At 66.7% G+C, this 17,184-nt stretch carries 11 protein-coding genes; 1 reads left to right on the top strand and 10 read right to left on the bottom strand.

Translation table 11 applies throughout. The annotated features are described in order from the left end of the window. Positions 1–442: 442 nt before the first annotated feature. From ACYVHU_RS26140 to ACYVHU_RS26095, 10 genes are all read right to left on the bottom strand, one after another. Positions 443–3,433 carry a hypothetical protein gene (locus ACYVHU_RS26140; RefSeq protein ID WP_498949809.1) on the bottom strand — a complete coding sequence of 997 codons (2,991 nt, stop codon included), beginning with the start codon at positions 3,431–3,433 and terminating at the stop codon, positions 443–445. Then, on the bottom strand, positions 3,430–3,846 hold the full coding sequence (locus tag ACYVHU_RS26135) for a DUF4913 domain-containing protein (protein ID WP_498949807.1): 417 nt from the start codon (positions 3,844–3,846) through the stop codon (positions 3,430–3,432). Before ACYVHU_RS26135 ends, ACYVHU_RS26140 begins: the two co-directional genes overlap by 4 nt. Further along, positions 3,843–5,570, bottom strand: coding sequence for a type IV secretory system conjugative DNA transfer family protein (locus tag ACYVHU_RS26130; RefSeq protein ID WP_498949806.1), 1,728 nt, complete (start codon positions 5,568–5,570; stop codon positions 3,843–3,845). The genes ACYVHU_RS26135 and ACYVHU_RS26130 overlap by 4 nt, the downstream gene beginning before the upstream one ends. A gap of 23 nt (positions 5,571–5,593) precedes the next feature. Then, complete coding sequence (locus tag ACYVHU_RS26125; RefSeq protein WP_498949804.1) at positions 5,594–7,186, bottom strand: putative type IV secretion/conjugal transfer ATPase; 1,593 nt, start codon at positions 7,184–7,186, stop codon at positions 5,594–5,596. 17 nt (positions 7,187–7,203) lie between these two features. Next, positions 7,204–8,640: an SCO6880 family protein gene (locus ACYVHU_RS26120; protein ID WP_498949803.1), complete on the bottom strand. Its 1,437-nt coding sequence runs from the start codon at positions 8,638–8,640 to the stop codon at positions 7,204–7,206. Further along, entirely contained in the window at positions 8,637–10,526 is a 1,890-nt protein-coding gene (locus ACYVHU_RS26115; protein ID WP_498949802.1) for a hypothetical protein, read from the bottom strand. The genes ACYVHU_RS26120 and ACYVHU_RS26115 overlap by 4 nt, the downstream gene beginning before the upstream one ends. Next, complete coding sequence (locus tag ACYVHU_RS26110; RefSeq protein ID WP_498949801.1) at positions 10,523–11,275, bottom strand: hypothetical protein; 753 nt, start codon at positions 11,273–11,275, stop codon at positions 10,523–10,525. Before ACYVHU_RS26110 ends, ACYVHU_RS26115 begins: the two co-directional genes overlap by 4 nt. Positions 11,276–11,434: 159 nt before the next feature. Further along, entirely contained in the window at positions 11,435–12,190 is a 756-nt protein-coding gene (locus ACYVHU_RS26105; RefSeq protein WP_498949800.1) for a hypothetical protein, read from the bottom strand. A gap of 10 nt (positions 12,191–12,200) precedes the next feature. Beyond that, on the bottom strand, positions 12,201–12,542 hold the full coding sequence (locus ACYVHU_RS26100) for a hypothetical protein (RefSeq protein ID WP_498949799.1): 342 nt from the start codon (positions 12,540–12,542) through the stop codon (positions 12,201–12,203). Positions 12,543–12,558: 16 nt separating this feature from the next. Next, positions 12,559–13,158, bottom strand: a complete 600-nt coding sequence (locus ACYVHU_RS26095) for a hypothetical protein (RefSeq protein ID WP_498949798.1) — start codon at positions 13,156–13,158, stop codon at positions 12,559–12,561. A gap of 476 nt (positions 13,159–13,634) precedes the next feature. Here ACYVHU_RS26095 and ACYVHU_RS26090 point away from each other — a divergent pair, with 476 nt between their 5' ends. After that, complete coding sequence (locus ACYVHU_RS26090; protein ID WP_498949797.1) at positions 13,635–14,531, top strand: C40 family peptidase; 897 nt, start codon at positions 13,635–13,637, stop codon at positions 14,529–14,531. The last annotated feature ends 2,653 nt before the right edge of the window (positions 14,532–17,184 follow it).

Raw genomic sequence — 17,184 nt, 5'->3', positions numbered from 1 at the left:
TTCCGGCGGGCCTCCACGACCATGCGGGTGGCGCGTTCGCGCAGCTCATCGGGGTACTTCCTCGGTGCTGGCATGTCTCTCATCCTTCCCAGGTTTGAGAGCCTCCATCACACCCGGCACGAAACAGCCCACGTCGTACGGGCTGGGCTGCGGGGCGTCGATCGGCTCGATCGGTCCGCCCAGGGGAGTGGCGGCGTCGCGGAGGTGGGACAGATCGAACGGCAGACCGGTGAGAGCACGCGGCACCACCGCCGGCAGGTGCCGCCGTGGTGTTGCGCGCATGGTGGAACGGCCCGGAACAAGACCTGCTCCTGGGAGAGAGCCAGGCCCTGCGTTTCTTCGACCCCGCCCGCCCATCCCCCACTACATCCAGCAGGTGGTCGCGGCGGCCATCCCCCGCACGGAGGATCGCCGCGCCCACCTGCGCGAGGGGAACCGTGGCTTATCTGTTGTTCGCGCGGGTGTGCTGATGCGCTGGAGCAGCGCTGTCGGAGGGGACGCTGGGATGTTGGTAGCGGGATCGGTCGTTACGTGCGGAAGGCGCCGGCCGGGTCCTCCCCAAAGAACTGGTGACCTGGATGGCGACATGCTCAGGCGGGACCTCGGTTACGGCGTGAGGTGGGGAGGGCTCCCCCGCCGCGTCCGGGGCCGGCCCCTGCTCGGCCGGTGGTGCCTGTGGGGTCTTGGCGGTGGGCTGGTCGGTGACGGTCACGGTGGCGCGTTGGGCGAGGTCGGGATCGATGGGATCCATGCCCATCGCCTGAGCCAGCTGGTTGAGGCCGCGGGCGACCTCCTCGCGTAGCGGCCGGTTCTTCTCCGTGACCTGATCGGCGGATGGGAGCTCACGGCCGATCCGCGTGACCTCCTGGCGGACCTCGTGCTGCTCTGCTGCTGAAAGCGGCCGTCGCCGCAGGTCGTTGATCGCATCGGTGACGCTGCGGCTGTTGCGCCAGAGGCTGTGGGTGCGGTTGCCGTACTGGTCGTGTTCGGTGCGCAGTTCGTTGACGTAGGCCGGGGTGGTGCTGTCGGCCGGATAGATCATGATCTTGTCGACGAGCTGGTCGGCGTGGGCCTGGGTGAGCACGGTTTGCATGGTGGCCAGCTCGGCCCGCTGCTGAGCCGGCGTGATGGCCTGATGCGCGCTGCCTTGAAGGATGTGCTCATGCAGGTGGCCCAGAACATCGAGTTCACGTTTGGCGTCGGGGGAGACCCGCACCGCCAGGGTGATGGCATACCCGTGTTCACGGGCCAGGTTGATGTAGTCGGCGATGGCCTGGGCATCGTTGGCCGGCAGGATCAACTGCACGTCTTTGCCTTGATCGAAGGCTTTACGGCATTCTTTGAGCATCTTCGTGTGGACGTCTTTGTCCACCTGCTTGATGGCCTCGGCGCGCCCTTGGGAGCGCAGGGTGGGGCCCCACTTCCGGTGTTTGGCACGCCAATCACGCGCGTCCAGGCGCACCAGGGTGGAGGCGGCCTGCTGCTGGCCGTCTTGGTCCGGGGAACCGGAGGATCGGGCCCCGCGCCGAGGAGTGGGCTGAGGCGCGGGCGGGCGGGTGAGGGTCAGCTCGATGCCGATGCTGGAAGCCCTCCGCCGTTTCGCCTCGTTGTTCTGTGCGCCGCGGTCGGGAGCCGGGGATGGTCCAGGGGCGTCACCGCGCGTGTGAACGGCCGGGGTGGGGGGATCGGCGAATTTGAGACGCGAGGCTCGCTGATCGCCTCCAAGGTTGGCGCGCAGGTTGGCGTAAGCCTGCTCAGGAGGGACACCGCCACGGTGGTGCGCTGTGGCGGACAAAGCCGCGTAGCGGGCTTCGCTGATATAGGCGCTTCCAGCCTGTTCCAGCCTTTCCAGCAGCTCGGCCAGGCGTCGAGGCCGGCGGGCAGGCCGCGCCCCTGAGGAATGCCACAGACCTTCGTCCGCGGAGTAACGCCACCCCATCCCCTGCAGCAACGGCGCCAGCCCACCCTCCGGCTCCACGCCGCGGATGATGGTGCGCTCATCGGTCACATCGATACGCACCACCTGGTCGGGAAGGACAGCGCCCGCGGGGTAGGCCAGGCGGCTGCGTAGCTGTTCACGCTGCCACACCCCGGCGGGATCCACACGCGCGGCCGCAGCGATGAGATCCAACGCCATCTTGGTATGGCCCTCATCGGCCAGGCGCCGCACGGCCTGGAGAAAGGCTTGGCGTGGTTGCTGCCGGGCCCACCGCCCGGCGTCGCTGAGGGAACGCAACGCGTCACGGGCGGCCTCCTGCGCCGACGCGGGCGGCGTGAACCCGGCAGGAGCAGCGGAGCCGTCGGGCTTGGCCGGCGGGGACGTGTGAAGAGGGGCTGCCGGCCTCCGCGGCGTCGGGTCGGAGGAGGCAGGGTTGTCGGGGCCGTGGGCCGCCGCGCGGGCCGTCTTCGAGTTTGAGGGGGCGGTTTCGCGGCGTTGCCGCGGGGCGGTGGCCGATGGTGCGGCGGTATCGGGTGAGCGCGGGTCCCTGTCCTTGTCAGGTGCGGGCGAGGACGCGGTGTCGCGCGGCGGCGCCGTGGGCCGCCCGGTGTCTGCGGTGTGGGCGGTGGCCGGTTCCCGCCCGGGGCCGTGGGCGGTTTCGCTCTGCGCGGCCGAAGCCGCCTGTTCGCCCGGGGAAGGGGCGGCCGCTGGGGTCTGCTCCGGTGCTGGCGCGTCGGTCACGGCAGGCTCACCCGTTTGGGAACCGGAAGCAGGGGGCGTCTGGGCAGGAGATCCAGCGTCATAGGAGGCGGCTGAGTCGTCTTGGACCGGAGGGGCGGCCGGTCCCAGCCGGCCGGTGGCCTTTCCTGCCCGCGCTCCTGAAGAAGGAGTGCCCGGTAGCGGCAGACTCCGGTAATGGTCCTCACTGATGTAGGGCCGTCCGGCCTGCTCCAGCCGGGCCAGCAAGCCCGCGAACCTGTCAGTGAGCTCGGCGAGGTCCTCATGGGCGAACTCCCACACCTCATGCCCCGAAGCGTAGGGCAGCGCTTTGCCCGTGAACCCCATGTCGGCCAGGAGCGAGGTCAGCTCATCACCTGGCGCTACTTCCCACACCGCGATCCTGCGGCTGGCCGCCATCACATCCACCCGCACCACCTGGTCGGGGCGGGCAGTGCCCGCGGGGTAGGCCAGGCGGCTGCGTAGCTGTTCACGCTGCCACACCCCGGCGGGATCCACACGCGCGGCCGCAGCGATGAGATCCAACGCCGCCTTGGTATGGCCCTCATCAGCCAGGCGTTCCAACGCCTCATACAGCTCCTGGCCGTGCCGGCGGCGCATGGCCCCCGTGGCGTGGGCCGACAAACGGCGCAGTGCCGCACGCGCGACCCGCTCGGCCTCAAAAGACGCATCGGCTGTAGGCGCCGTGTCCTCAGACCAAAGCCGCTGCGGCATCGACGAGACCGGCTGAGCCGGCGGGGACGGTTCGTTCATCACGTGGGCAGCGCCGAAATCGGCAGACGGTGCTCGTTACGGTTGGGGCCGCGCATGCACGCGGCGAAAGGCCCCTGCGCCGAACGCAGGAAATCCAGCGTGGGACGCAGATGAGTGTGGATCCACAGCGAAGGCCCCACCGACCCCGCCTGGGAGGTCTCGATCATCTCCTGCCAGGACAACCACAACGCGTGCAGCACCGACACCGCGTCACGGTGTTCACGCCAGTGCGCACACCACGGCCGCGTACTGGTCACCGAATGCACCCACACCCGCACCAGATAACCATCCACCCACATCCCCAGCCGGGCGACCTCCTCCTCATAGGCCTGCCGCGGAAACGAAGGCGCATCGACATGAGGAGCCACCGCCTCCTGCGGCCCTGCCGCCTCCTCCACCATCTCCGACGACCTCACGCGCGCGTCCTTCCCGCTCGCTCGACGATCTCCGCCTCCACCGCGGCCTTGTCCTCACCCAGCCGCCCGGCCCGCGCCCCCTCATACCAGGGACGCAACCGCACCCGGGCGGGCCGCATCGACGTGGCGAACAAGATCGCGCTGCCCTGGGCCAGCTCACGCACATCGGCCGCGTCCAAGATCCGCTCACGCCGACGCGACTGGGTGACACTGCGCCCGCTGGACCCATACGACACCGACGCCTCGGTGACATAGTGCAAACCGATGAGGTGAGAGATACGGTCGGCGAAAGCGTAGTCGTCCAGACCCGGCCCCATCAGCTTGATGGTGGCCGCCGACCACAACGCCTTAGCGCCGCTGTCCCCCCACGCCATCACCGCCTGCTCATAGGACTGCAGCACGGTGATCGGCGTGATCCCCCGCGACCCCAAATGGCTGTACAACGCGGGCAGATCCTCGATACGGCAGACGTTGGCGGCCTCATCCAGCACCGGCAGCATCGGCGGATCCAACCGCCCACCCGCACACGCCTCGGCCTGAGCCACCCCCGCGCGCATGCACGCATCGGTCAACGCCGCGATCACCCCCGCCGCCGACCCGCCGCCATCCTTCGACAACAGGTACAACGTGTCCCGGCTGGAAGCAAAAGCCCGCGGATCGAACTCCTCGATGAAGGGATCCGGACACACCCACGCCAGCACCGCCGGATCCAGCAGACAAGACACCGCCTGACGGGCGTGCTCGTAAATACCGTCACGGGTCTCCTGCGCGCCCTTGACCGTCCCCTCGAGATTGTCGGCCAACGTGACCAGCTCACGCCGGTTGAGGATGTCCACCGGCGTGGGATCCGCCGGATCGGCCAGCCACTGCAGAACGTCGACCAGGCCGCGCTGCGGCTCCAACGCCGCCGCGTGCAACAAGATCTTCAACGTGTTACGGCCGGCCTTGGCCCAGAAATCGTGGCGACGGGCGTCCCCGGCCGCGTTGATCAGATGCATCGCCAACCGGTCGGCGCCCTCGAGCGTGCGCGCCGAGGCCAGCATGTCCCACCACATGTCCTGCTCAGCGTGGGCGATGGACTGAGGATCGAACAACCACACCCGGCCCCGCCGCGCCCGCGCCCGCGAAGTCAACGCATAGATGTCGGACTTGTTGGAGGTGACCAGGCACGCCCCCGGCGCGTCCAGCACCGCCGGGCCCGCCACCGCCGAGGTCTTCCCCGCCCGCGGGCCCATGAACACCAGCGCCACGTCCTCCCACGAGCCGCGCAACTCCACCCCCGAAGGGTCATGCGCGCCCAGCGGAAACCCGGTCTCCGCCGCGGGAATCGCCGAAGGCTTGGTGCCCCGCAGCGAAGGACGCAGCCGCTGCGCCTTGGCCACCGCCTCCCGGGAAGCCAGCTTGGCCACATCCTGACGGCGAGCCAAACCACCAGCCCCCGCCCTGCGCCCCGACACCACCACCGCCACCGCAGCGGCCACCACACCAGCCACCACCACGGCGATGAGCATGCCCGCCCGCACCCACCCGGGATCGGCGCCCGGCCACATGTCATGCCCACGCACCACCCGGATCAGCGTGGCCACCTCAAACGGCGGAGGATTCCACCCCGCCCCGCTCGCCCACGCCGCGACGGTGCCGCCCAACCACACCACCGCCAACAGCACCATGGTCACCGCGATACCGCCCAAGACCAGCAGCGGCCTGACCATCTCGGCGGGCATCCCCCCGCCATGACGATCCCGGCTCACGCGCCCACCGCCCGCGCGTGCGAACGGATCGCCCCATCGGTGTCATACAACTCCCGCTCAGTCGCAGTGAGCTGCAACTGCACTGGAACCCCCACCCGCTGCCCGATCTTCACCAGATACTTACCGCGCCCCGGATGCACCACATGCGCCCCATCGGCCCCGGCCGTCGCCGGCGACGACCAGCTCGCCACCAACGCCTGCTCCCCATCGGTCAACGCCCGCTGGGCATTGATCCGCGCCAGCTCCGAACGCGGCATAGCCGCCAGGATCAACGTGTCACAACGCTCCATCAACCCCGAGGCCTTCGCCCGATCCTCCTCCGTGGGCAACGCGTCCAGATCCCGCAGCGAATGAGTGATCATCATGCTCACCTCACCCTTGGACCGGTTCAGCCGCGTGATCGCGTCCAAGGCGTCCACCATGCCCGGCCCGGCCCGCAACGCCCGCCACAGCTCATCCAACGGCAAGATCACCGGCCGCGACGCCGCCCCCAACGCGCGTGCGGTGTCCACGGCCGCGTAACTGTAGGACCAAGTGGCCAGCAACCCGGCCGCCACGACGGAATCCCCGGCCGACAACAACGGCTGCAAATCAACCGAGACCGCGGGAGCATCCAGATCCAACGGCGTGGTCGTGGCCGAGTCGAACAGTCCGGCCAACGGCCCATCACACAGATTCTCCAACGCCGCGACGAGCTGACGCGTTAACTCGACGTAGTCGCTGTCCCGGGCCACCATCAGCCGGGTCTTCAACTCCTCGGTGGGGGCGCGCAACACCCCGATCACATCAGGGATGACCGGGTCATCATTGGCATGGGCCTGGTCGGCCAGGCGGATCGCCGTGGACAACGCGGTGGACTCCGCCGCCACCGGACGCCGCCCCAGCCCATGCGACGTCGCCAGCAAAGCATGCAGGAACTCACTGCGCCGCCCGTTGATCTCCGCCCGAAGCCGTTCCTGCTCAGCCACCGGCAAAGTGTGCATACGCCGGCCCAACGGACCCGAATCCAGCGGATTGATACGGTCCAGGCCCCGCCCGACCCGCACCACCTGCCCGCCCATCCGCCGCACCAGGTCGGAATACTCCCCCTTGACATCGCCCGGGCACAAGATCTGATACCCCAGGCCCACATGCCACACCGCCAAACGCTTGGCGATCGCCGACTTCCCGACACCAGGCTGCCCCTGGATCCACACACCGGGATTGGAAGTCAACCGGCCCACCCACCCGGCCGGATCCACACACTCCATCTCCCCGGTCAACAGATCCGGCCCCAACGGCACCCCCTCGGTGGGCAACCCCGAGGCCTGCATGAACGGAAACAGCCCAGCGACCTGATTGGTGGTGCCGATGTACACATGGCCGGTCTCCACATGCCCCACACCACCACCGGCCGGATGACGCCAACCCCGCGCGGGCGCGATCACCCGCGGGTTCAACCGCGCCGGCTCTCCCACCCCGTCCACGGCCCGCACACCCCTCGACGAGCCCGCCCCCGCCGGCCCACCACCGGCAACCGGAGCCCCCAGCTCCTCAGCCGCGGCGATCCACGGATTGGGCTCGGCTTCCTCCGCCTTGTTCCCACGCATCGACAGGCCCCTCCAGATCACAGATCAGCGGGATAGATCCCGCCGATACCCAACGCCGTCTGAAACGCCGCGGCCTGCCCGCCGTAGCACAACCGCAACTTCAACCGAGACTGCGCAGCCGCCTGCTCAACCTCACGCCGCGCCTCATCCAACTGCGCGGGATCAGTGACAGTAGTCGTGACAAACACCGAGAACTCCACCAGCCCCGCACCCTGGGCCTCCTCCATCGCCGCCCGATGCGCCCGATCAGCATCAGCCCGATCCCGCGCAGACGGATCACGCCCAGTACGCGCCCGATAAATCTCCCGCGCCGCGGCCGAGTTGGCCTCCCGCTCCAGCACCGCACCGGCCTCTTCTCGCGACAACGTCCGGTACAGCAGCGTCACCCGCCGCGGGAAATACCCCGGCGAGCACAACGGCAGCAACACCTCAGAGGGAACCTGCTGACGCGGCGCCTCCAACAGACACCACGTCATCGACACCGCCCCATCATGGGCGTAATGGTCCAGGTGCTCCTCAGCCGACACCGGACCGGCCTCACCCCACGACAACCCGTCCCACTGCGCCCCATCACTGACCCGAGCCGAAGCCGGGTCATAGGCCGCGCGCACGATCTGCACCAGATCACTGGCCGAAGCGCGCCGCAGCACATCCACCCCCGCCTGCGACAACGCCAGCCCACCCAGCGTCCGCATCGTCTCGGCCACCCCATCGGCCAACCGCCGCACCGTCCGCGCGGCCCGAGACGGATCCACCGTCAACGACAACCTGGCCCGCAACTTCGTCGACGCCGTCGGCGCGGCCGCGATCACCTCGTCCATGATCTGGGCCACCACCGCCGGCGCGTCCGGATCCCGACGCGCGGCGGTATGGTCGACCAGCTCAGTCCCCGAGGTCGGCAGCAGATCGATACTCACCGCGGCATGCTGGATCGCACTGTCATCGGCCAACCCGGCCAGCACATGCCCCCACGACGCCACCTGGTGCCGCACCGTCTCGGAATCAGCCAGCAACGCCCCCATCGGAGACAGCAGATAAGTCGCGCTCATCCGCCCCGACCGCTGATTCCACACCAACCCCACCGGGCCATGCACCGGATCATGCGCCTCGATGATCTCCGTAGACGCCAGCGGACCAGGCAGATCCAGCCGGTACGGATACCGCGACCACACCTGCCCCCGATACGACGTCTGCCCCTGAATCCGAGAGATCTCAAACCGGACCCGGGCCAGCACCAGATCCACCACCCACACCCCGCCCCGCGTGGACACCGCGGCCAGCGCGCACACCACAGCCAACGGCCCCAACCACACCAACGCCATCGCGCCGGCCGCCCACACCGCCAGGATCGGCACGATGATGCTGCCCACCAGCACCGCCGTCTGCCGCCCGTCCAGCCCGCCGATCCCCAACGACCGGGCCCGACGCCACCCGCCGTACAACTGCTGGCTCACTGCTCCTCCTGGCCATAAGGCGTCTTCACCCGGTCGAACCGATCACCCGACCGCGCCGGCGCACCATTGGAAGGCGCCACCGGACGCGCCACCGGACGCGGCGCCCGCTGCTCCTCCATCGGAGGCGCCGGATCAACCTTCGGCGCTCCCTGTTGAACCGGAGAAACCGGAGGAACCGGCGGCACCGAAGGCGCAGGGAAATCACGCAACCGCAACTCCCCCGGCGCCAAAGACTGCGTCGACGAAGCAGCCGTCAACGTCCCAGAGTGCGCATTGGGACGGGCCTGCCCGCTCCCACCACGCTCAGCGGCCGACTGCCCCTCGTGCTCTCCCGCCGCGGCCTTGCCGGCACGCGCCCCCTGGACCGCCTTGTCACCACCAGTGGCCGCCTCCGCGCCCTTCTCCACAACCCGCTCGGCCAGCAACGCCACACCGGCACTGCCCACACCAGCCGCGGCCTCAGCGGCACCCTTCTCCGCCCCACGAGCCGCCCTACGAGCCGCACGCGTAGCAGCACGCTGCTCAGCGTGCTGACGCACATGACTGGTGATCTGCTGGGTCAACGCGACGTTGTTGATCACCGACCCAGCCGACGCCCCCTGCTCCACACCGGCCGCCATCAACGGCGCAAACGCCTTCATCAGCACACCCGGCGCCACCACACCGACCAACATGGTCAGCATCCCGCGCAAGAACGCGGTCTCACTGTCAGGAGCGATCGCCTGAGCAAACCCGACCGCCATGATCAACGCGATCATGGGCTTGTACAGGACCACCGTCAGCGTCAACGCCAACAGCCCCGACAGCCACTTACGCGCCACCATCCCACCGATCTGGCCGGCCGCGGCGATCGGGATCAACAACGCGATCAGCGGCAACGCCGCCTCACGCACGAACAGCAACAGGAACTGGATCAGCATCATGATCAGCCCGATGATGCCGAACACGATCACCATCGCGGCATTACCCACATTGCCGAAGTCCACCGACGCGGTAGCGCACTTCAGCAGCATGTTCTCCGCCGCGTACTCCCCGGCCGGAGCCGCGCTCTCGATGTCGGCGGCGATGCCCTCCGGCGCCTCACACGCCCAGCCCTCGCCCGGCAACTGCCCGAACGCGAAATCGATGACGCCCTTGGTCAAGGCATCCGCCAGGCTGATCAGCGCACCCAGCACCCCGACACCACACGCGGTCACCGCCGCGCACACCACCAGCCCGCGCACCGTCTGCGTCAAGACATCAACACGGCGAGCGAACATCATGCGCAGGCCCTGCCACACCAGCATGAGAAAAGCCAGAAAACCGCCGATCCACACCATCATCGGGTAGAACACCTGAGCGGCGTTGGTGCTGAGATCGACATGGGCGCCCTCATCCAGCAACCAGGAGGTCAGCAGGGTGAACATCCCCTGCACCATCCCGCCCACGATCTCCTCGGCCAGGTTGTAGGCAGCTGTATCCACCACGCTACCGATGGGATCCTCGGCCCACCCAGGCAACGGGTTTTGTAACTGACGCTCCCCCTGCATGTTGAAGCAAGTACGCGAAGAGTCGAATATGGCTCCGAGGCATACCTGCCGCTCCTCCCCATCAAGGTTGAAGCACAGATTCGCCGCTCCAATTTCCAGAAGCCCTGAAGCGAAGCTGTCTAGGATTAATTTCGCTTCATGGCTTTCAGGGTTCTTTCTCAGGACGTCGTAAAAATAATTTTGCTCTTCCTCGGACGCCTCGCCGAAATCCTTACAGTAATAGTCTTCACGAGGCGTGCCGTATCCCAGCTCGGTTAGGTCCTGCGTCCATGGGTCGAAATCGGCGTGAGCAGGTACGATTCCAATAGATAGAGCGACCAGCACGACCGCCAAAACGGAGAACAGCCGACGGATCACGTGCCAACGCCTCCTTGAACGGCGATCCATCCGCTCTCATCGAACCCAGGCTCACGGGGATCGGCCACATCTGGGATTGTTACTGAAGGAAATTCATCGGACAGCACCCAGTCACCACCACGAACGTCCTCACGCCAGACACAACGAGCTTCTCGCACGGCCGTAGACGTGCCGCGCCTAGAGATCCCGTCATAGATGGAAATTTCCTCTAGCAACGCCACATCGACTGTGTCGCTATCGACCTGTTCGTAGACCACTGCCAACGGAATCGAGGACATTTCTGCCTGATCTGGCAGCTCCTCCAGAGTCATACCAACGTCATAGCCTGATAGGTCCATCTCGATCCATAGAGCAGCTGACTGTTCCAGAACAGACAACTCTTGATCCCGAAGCTCATCGACGTACACCTGCCGAGCACGGGCTTTAGTCTGTGGATCCACGGTGACGTCGTTGTTACTGTAAGCAGCCAGCATTCCCACCGCGCCTTCTGGCGTATGGGGGAAGTTCACCGGGTAGCGGCCGTCGATGGTGTCGTTTCCGGACGGCAAGAGCAGAGCACCATCCGCGGTGGGGTCCATCGTCGGAGTCGGAGTGGCCTGCGGGTCTGGTGCTGATGTGGTCTCACCATCGCCACGGGCGAGCACAACGACCGCCACGGTCAGCGCCAAGGCGAGCACGACCACAAGCACAACCAACCCGATGATCAAGCGACGGGTACGGGCAGCAGCGATCTCACGGGGGGTAGACATCAAAGTGCTCCTCAGGCACTGAAGGACAGGACGCCGCTAATGACGGAGCCAGCCATCATTGGCAGGCAGACATGGCGATCCACAATCGGCGGAGACACCAGCAAAACCTCGACGACAGGGAGAAACAAGGCTCCAGAGAAGGAAAACGCCGTATCATCGTCAAATCCCGCCCTGGATTAAAATCCACCCGGAGGCTTCGAAGTCAGGATGATCCGGTGGCACCTCGACCAGGGAATCCAGTTCCATGGCAGGCTGATCAGCAACCAGCCAATCACCGCCGCGCACATTTTCTTTCCAGACACAACGGAGCTTCCGGACGAGCGAGGAATCCCCTCGACGGGAAATTCCATCGTAGGCGGATATTTCCACCATCAAAGCGACATCGACGGTATTTTCATCGACCTGCTTGTAGACGGTAGCCACCGGAGTCGAGGACAGATCAGCCTGGGTGGGAAGTTCTTCGCGTGTCATGCCGTAACCGAAGTTTTCCAGGTCCATTCCGATCTCCGCGGCTGCGGCTTCCTCTAGAACAGAGATGTCCTCAGCCTGATAGATGTCGATGTAGACCTGACGGGCGCGCGCTTTGACCTTGGGATCAAGGGTGAGTTCGTGGACGTTGTAGGCCGCGGCCATCGCCACCGCCCCCTCGGGGGTGCGCTCGAAGTTGACCGGGTAGCGGCCGTCGACGGTGTCGTTTCCCGGTGGCAAGAGCAGAGTGCCGTCCGCGGTGGGATTCACCGTCGGGGCCGCACCAGCCTGCGAGGCCGGCACTGATGCGACCCTGTCATCACCATCACCACGGGCGAGCACAACGACCGCCACGGCCAACGCCAGAGCGAGCACGACCACAAGCACAACCAACCCGATGATCAGGCGACGGGTGCCGGCAGTAGCGACCTCACGGGGGGCGGGCATCAGACGTTCCTCAGGCGCTGGAGGACAGGATGCCGCTGATGACGGAACCCGCCATCACGATCACGCACAGCCCGCCGATGACCCACAGCAGTCCCGTGGCACCGTCTACAGCCATGTTCTGCCGGTTACGGCGGCCCAGCATCATCATCATCGCGCAGACGATGAAGCCGAAGAATCCGCCGACACCGCCGACCCAGCGGGCCCAGCCGATCCAGTCCTCAGCAAATCCCTCCAGCCCGGGCGGGGCTTGCGGCCCGGTCTCCCAGTCGGGGTAGCCAGAGGCGAGCTGGACCTCGTGGGCCAGGGTGGACAGCGCAGGGTCGGTCACCACGGTGAACAGTTCGGGGAGCATGGGTTCCTCGGTTGTGTCAGTTGTTCTGGGAAAAGTCGTGGGGCAGCTGGAGGATCTGGTCACGCAGGCGGCGCACATGCCTGTAGACGCGCCGCTGGGTCCGGGTGGGACGGGTACCGGGCACGGGCAGGCAGTCACGTGGATCTACGACAGCACGCAGATCGGCGAGGTAACGCAGACGCAGTACCTTGACGACCCGCTCCTCCAGCGCGCGGACGTGATAGTCCACAATCGGCGGAGGTGGCAACGGAGCGTCGGCCGTCAGGAGCAGGACGGGGCGGGGCACATCCGGGTGCCAGGCGGTGATCATCCGGGCCGCCTGGTTCAGCGCGTGTGCTGTAGTGGGCGCGACCACGACCGGCCGCACCCCCGGAGGGATAGGATCACCGGATGACTGCACCTGAACGTCGATCTGTCCGCATGTGATCAGACGACGAATCACGTGGGCGTTATTGACGAACGCGTAATGCGGTGCGAGCAGCGCGATCCGGACCTGCGCCCGGAATTCACCCTCCGTAGTTTTTTCGCCTTTGGAGATAACTCCCCGCTCGCTACGCCTTTCCTCTGACGCGTCCGCTTCCGAGGGCTCCCCTCTCCAACGGGTCATAACACTCACGACCACTCTCCTACACCACAATTACAGACAAAGACTCCCCCGGGTTACGGAGAACCGTTAGACGTGTTGCATCATACGGGGCGAGCGATATCAAGATCACCCTGGTTCTTGGAACCGCCGAAAGCCGTTGACGCTCCCCCTCACCTGAGAAAGCGCCGAATGCCCCACCGTTCAGGACCCGACCACAGCCCAGCACCCCTCTCATCAGGAGGTTCACAATGCTGAACCTGGCCACGGGCCTGCTTAGCACGATCCTCGGAGCAGGGCTTGTGGTGATTTTCATCGTGACATTGCTCCTGGGCGGAAGTTCCCCCCAGGGCGGCATCCCTGACCAGGTAGAGGGCATCCCCCCCACACTGCTGGACGCTTACGTCCAAGCAGCCGCGAACACTGGCCAAATCCGGCCGAGCTGCACCAACATGCGATGGAGCATTCTGGCTGGAATCGGCAAAGTCGAATCCAATCATCTCCAGGACTTGGGCTCTGACATCAAGCCCAACGGCGACATCGACCCACCCCTGTATGGCCCGCAACTCAACGGCAACGGATTCGCCGCGATCTCCGACACCGACAACGGCGAATATGACAACGACACCGTCTGGGACCGCGCCGTGGGCCCCATGCAGTTCATCCCGTCCTCCTGGGAGATCTTCGGCCAAGACGGCAACGGCGACCGCGAACGCGACCCCCAAAACGTCTTCGACGCAACACTGGCCACCGCCGCTCACCTATGCGGCGACGCCACCCGCGACTTCTCCGACCGCGAACAGATCAAAGCCGCCGTGCACGCCTACAACCCCGGCGGCGGCTCCTCCCCAGACGACAACCAATACGTCGCCGACGTCATGGCCGCCATCGACCACTACGACTCCCTGGCAAGCCTGCCCGCCACCTACGACGGCGACATGCACCCCAGCGCAGCCATCGCCATCGAATGGGCCAAGGGCCAGATCGGCACCCCCTACGTCTGGAGCGGAACCTGCACCGACCCCCAACCCGTACGGGCCTCCACCAACTGCGACTGCAGCTCCCTGGTCCAAATCGCCTACCAGCAAGCCGGCATCACCCTGAACCGCACCACCACCACCCAGTACTACGGCCAAGCACACCAGTTCCACCAGATCAAAGCCCGTAACCACGGCCGGCTCACCAACCAGGACCTCGCCCGCCTCCAACCCGGCGACCTGATGTACTTCGACACCTCAGGCCCAGGAGGAAACCCCTCCCACGTCGGCCTCTACCTCGGCGGCTCCCAGATGCTGCACGCCCCCAACAGCCGTGAGACCGTCAAAATCATCGACCTCTTCGAACACAAAGGCGGCTACTACAGCACCGTCTACCGCGGCTCCATGCGCCCCTGGCAGCCGGCCTGACCCCCTCGAAGCGCCCCTCCACTCACACCAGCAACGCCAACCGGATCAAGCAACGGACACCACGCACACTGCAACAAGCTCCACACCCTCACCCGGACACCGCCCTACACGAACGACCCGTGTCCAGACCCCGCGGACAGGAGCGCTCCCCAGCGAAAGCCACCATGCGCGCCCACCCACCGTTCCACACAGACCGCTCCCTTGCGCGCGCAGATCCGCCCGGGAAACACCACCCGGCTTCGGACAAGCCACAGGACATGAGGAAGACAACGACGGGGGTACACCCCCAGCCCACGGACGCGCGAACACACGCCCGCGTCTTGGCCGAACCCGCCTCCTCCATGAACGGCCACCCCTTGCCCCGGCACTCCTCCAGGGCCAACAAGCCAACGCCTCCACGTCCCCGCCGGCTTCTCTCCCGCCGCTTCACCGACCCCACATCGAACAACCGCCTCAACACCGCGAGGCCGAGACGACGCAGGACCCACCTCAACACCAAGCCGCCCACGAGACCTCGCTCGCTCAGTACACGATCAACCCACCGCCACTTTCAAAGCACACCTTCAGCAGAACCTGACATGACCGCCCACCCCACGACGGCCATGCCCCTCAACGGCACCGGCATGTTGGAACAGGCCAGACCGGCCACCTGAGGGACCACACGCGCTTCGACGACACGACCCCGGTTGTAAACCGGGTTAACACATCAAAGGCCTCTGGCGGCGCTGAGAGACGCTGCGGTGCCACCCGGTGTTAACCGGGTTAACGCCGACGCCACCCTCGCCCCGCTTCGAAGACCGCCGCACAACCGGCGCGGCGAACCAGACCCCGGCCTGTGACCGCGCCCAGACAACCGTGTCCCTCTCCCCGCCGTACGGCAGCGAGCCCCCGCCCCCACCCCGGCCCAAGCAGGCTGCACCGGATCGGCTTCCGCGCTCAAGACCAGCATCCCCTCGAGAGACAGCTGGCCGGGCTGGAAACGATCCTGTACCGCTGCCTCTCAAGTAGAGAACCACCGCCGCTCCACCCAACACCCAGTTGTGCCGGACCCAGGTCGTGGCTACCGGCCGACCTCACCTAGATCGTTGACGGAGATCGGGCGTCCAGGTCGTCAGCGCGATCGAGCCCAGTCCACTCACCTGGTAAGCGCGCACCCCGCCAACTTCGCCGACCCCAGTAGGCCCCCGAGTCGACCAGGCACTGCTGGAGCTCTTCGAGGCCCCGCACCCGCTCCCGAAAACCCACCGACCGCACGGCCCTGCCGTGTACTCATCCACCCCCGCAGTACCCGGCCGCGTTCGATCAGGGAGCACGACAAGCACGGGGAACGCTGTAGCCAGGACAGACCAAGGTGAGTTCGCCGGCCAGGCCCAGCAGGGTGGACCAAGGTGCACTCCGGGCAACAGTGGCCGGACTGGCCGGGCCCTTGGACCGGCCACCCGAGGCTAGCCGGTAGGCACACTGGACGACCAGGAACAGAAGGACATAGGGCGGTAGCAGGATCGGGACGCTCACGAACTCCCCCTACTCTCCACTCGCTACCCCGGTAGCGGCCGGCGGCGTCGCCCACAGGCCCCAGTCCCCGGCAAGACAGACCACAGCCTGGGCTGCCGGATGAGATTGACGCACACCGCTGACCCGTCACGGCGCACGCTCTCACAGGCCAGCATCTCGAAGAACTAGGAGCTCTGCTCCAGGTACAGGGCCAGCACCAGCGCGCCCTCGCCGACATAGCAGAGCGGCCTGAAGGCACGCCCCCAGCCCCCGCTCCCTCGTCGTCCCCTCCCTGGACCACTACGACCGCTCACCCTAGGCCCTGGTCACCATGGTCACCGACCTACACACCCACGAGACCGGCTTCACCTCCCCGCACGGGAGGCTCGACACCACCCTCGAGCTGGCGCCTGGTCTTCCACGTCTTCGCCGCGCTGGCCGAGTTCACCCGCGAACTCACCATGACCCCAACCCACAAGGGCCCGGGCCACGCTGTAGGCCCGGGGCCAGGTGGGCGGCCGCCCAAGTGTGGTCGACGCCGGCCTGAGTCACGCCGCCCGCGACGTGCTCCCCACCCCGAGTACTCGATAACCCCCACCACCAAACTGCTCGGCATCAACCCCGGGACGCTGTACGACCACACCCCCTGGCCTGAAAGAGCCGCGGGCGGCCGCCATACGACGCGCTGGGAACGGGCGGCCGACTCGGAAAAGGCTTCCGTGGGGCTCAGATATCGCTCTACCGCATCCTGCCCCAGCTCTTCCCCCGATCGCTTGGACCTGGTGAAGAGCAGCCCCCTCTACCTCGTCCGCGTCCAGCATCTCGAAGACCGCGTGGCCACCAATGGCGATCTCCAACCACCCATCGCTGTGGGCGCAAGGGATCCAGAAAACCTCATAGAACGATCTAGGAGTGGAGGAGTCATAGCTTCGAGGCACGGCTGCGTGGCCGGGATGACCATGGTCACGAGGATGGGCGGCTCTGGAGGAGAAACAGCCGTGCTCCTCCCCGCAGAGCGGCTGGAAGCACAAGAGGCGTTACGGAGCAGGGGAGTGGAGGACACCGCCGGAACAACCACCTGCCCCGTCAATGAGGTGATGCCCAAGGCGGAGACTCACAGAGCGTTGTCCTCACGGTCCATCCGTGGTCCTGCTGTTTG

This window comes from Marinactinospora endophytica (assembly GCF_054780875.1).
Note: the sequence above shows the minus strand (reverse complement) of the source record. Positions and strands in the feature narration are given on the sequence as shown.

What these genes read in the sequence shown, in the direction of transcription:
- ACYVHU_RS26130 (WP_498949806.1), bottom strand. Translation starts at nt 5,570, where the DNA reads ATGCCCGCCGAGATGGTCAGGCCGCTGCTGGTCTTGGGCGGTATCGCG.
- ACYVHU_RS26125 (WP_498949804.1), bottom strand. Translation starts at nt 7,186, where the DNA reads ATGCGTGGGAACAAGGCGGAGGAAGCCGAGCCCAATCCGTGGATCGCC.
- ACYVHU_RS26110 (WP_498949801.1), bottom strand. Translation starts at nt 11,275, where the DNA reads ATGTCTACCCCCCGTGAGATCGCTGCTGCCCGTACCCGTCGCTTGATC.
- ACYVHU_RS26105 (WP_498949800.1), bottom strand. Translation starts at nt 12,190, where the DNA reads ATGCCCGCCCCCCGTGAGGTCGCTACTGCCGGCACCCGTCGCCTGATC.
- ACYVHU_RS26100 (WP_498949799.1), bottom strand. Translation starts at nt 12,542, where the DNA reads ATGCTCCCCGAACTGTTCACCGTGGTGACCGACCCTGCGCTGTCCACC.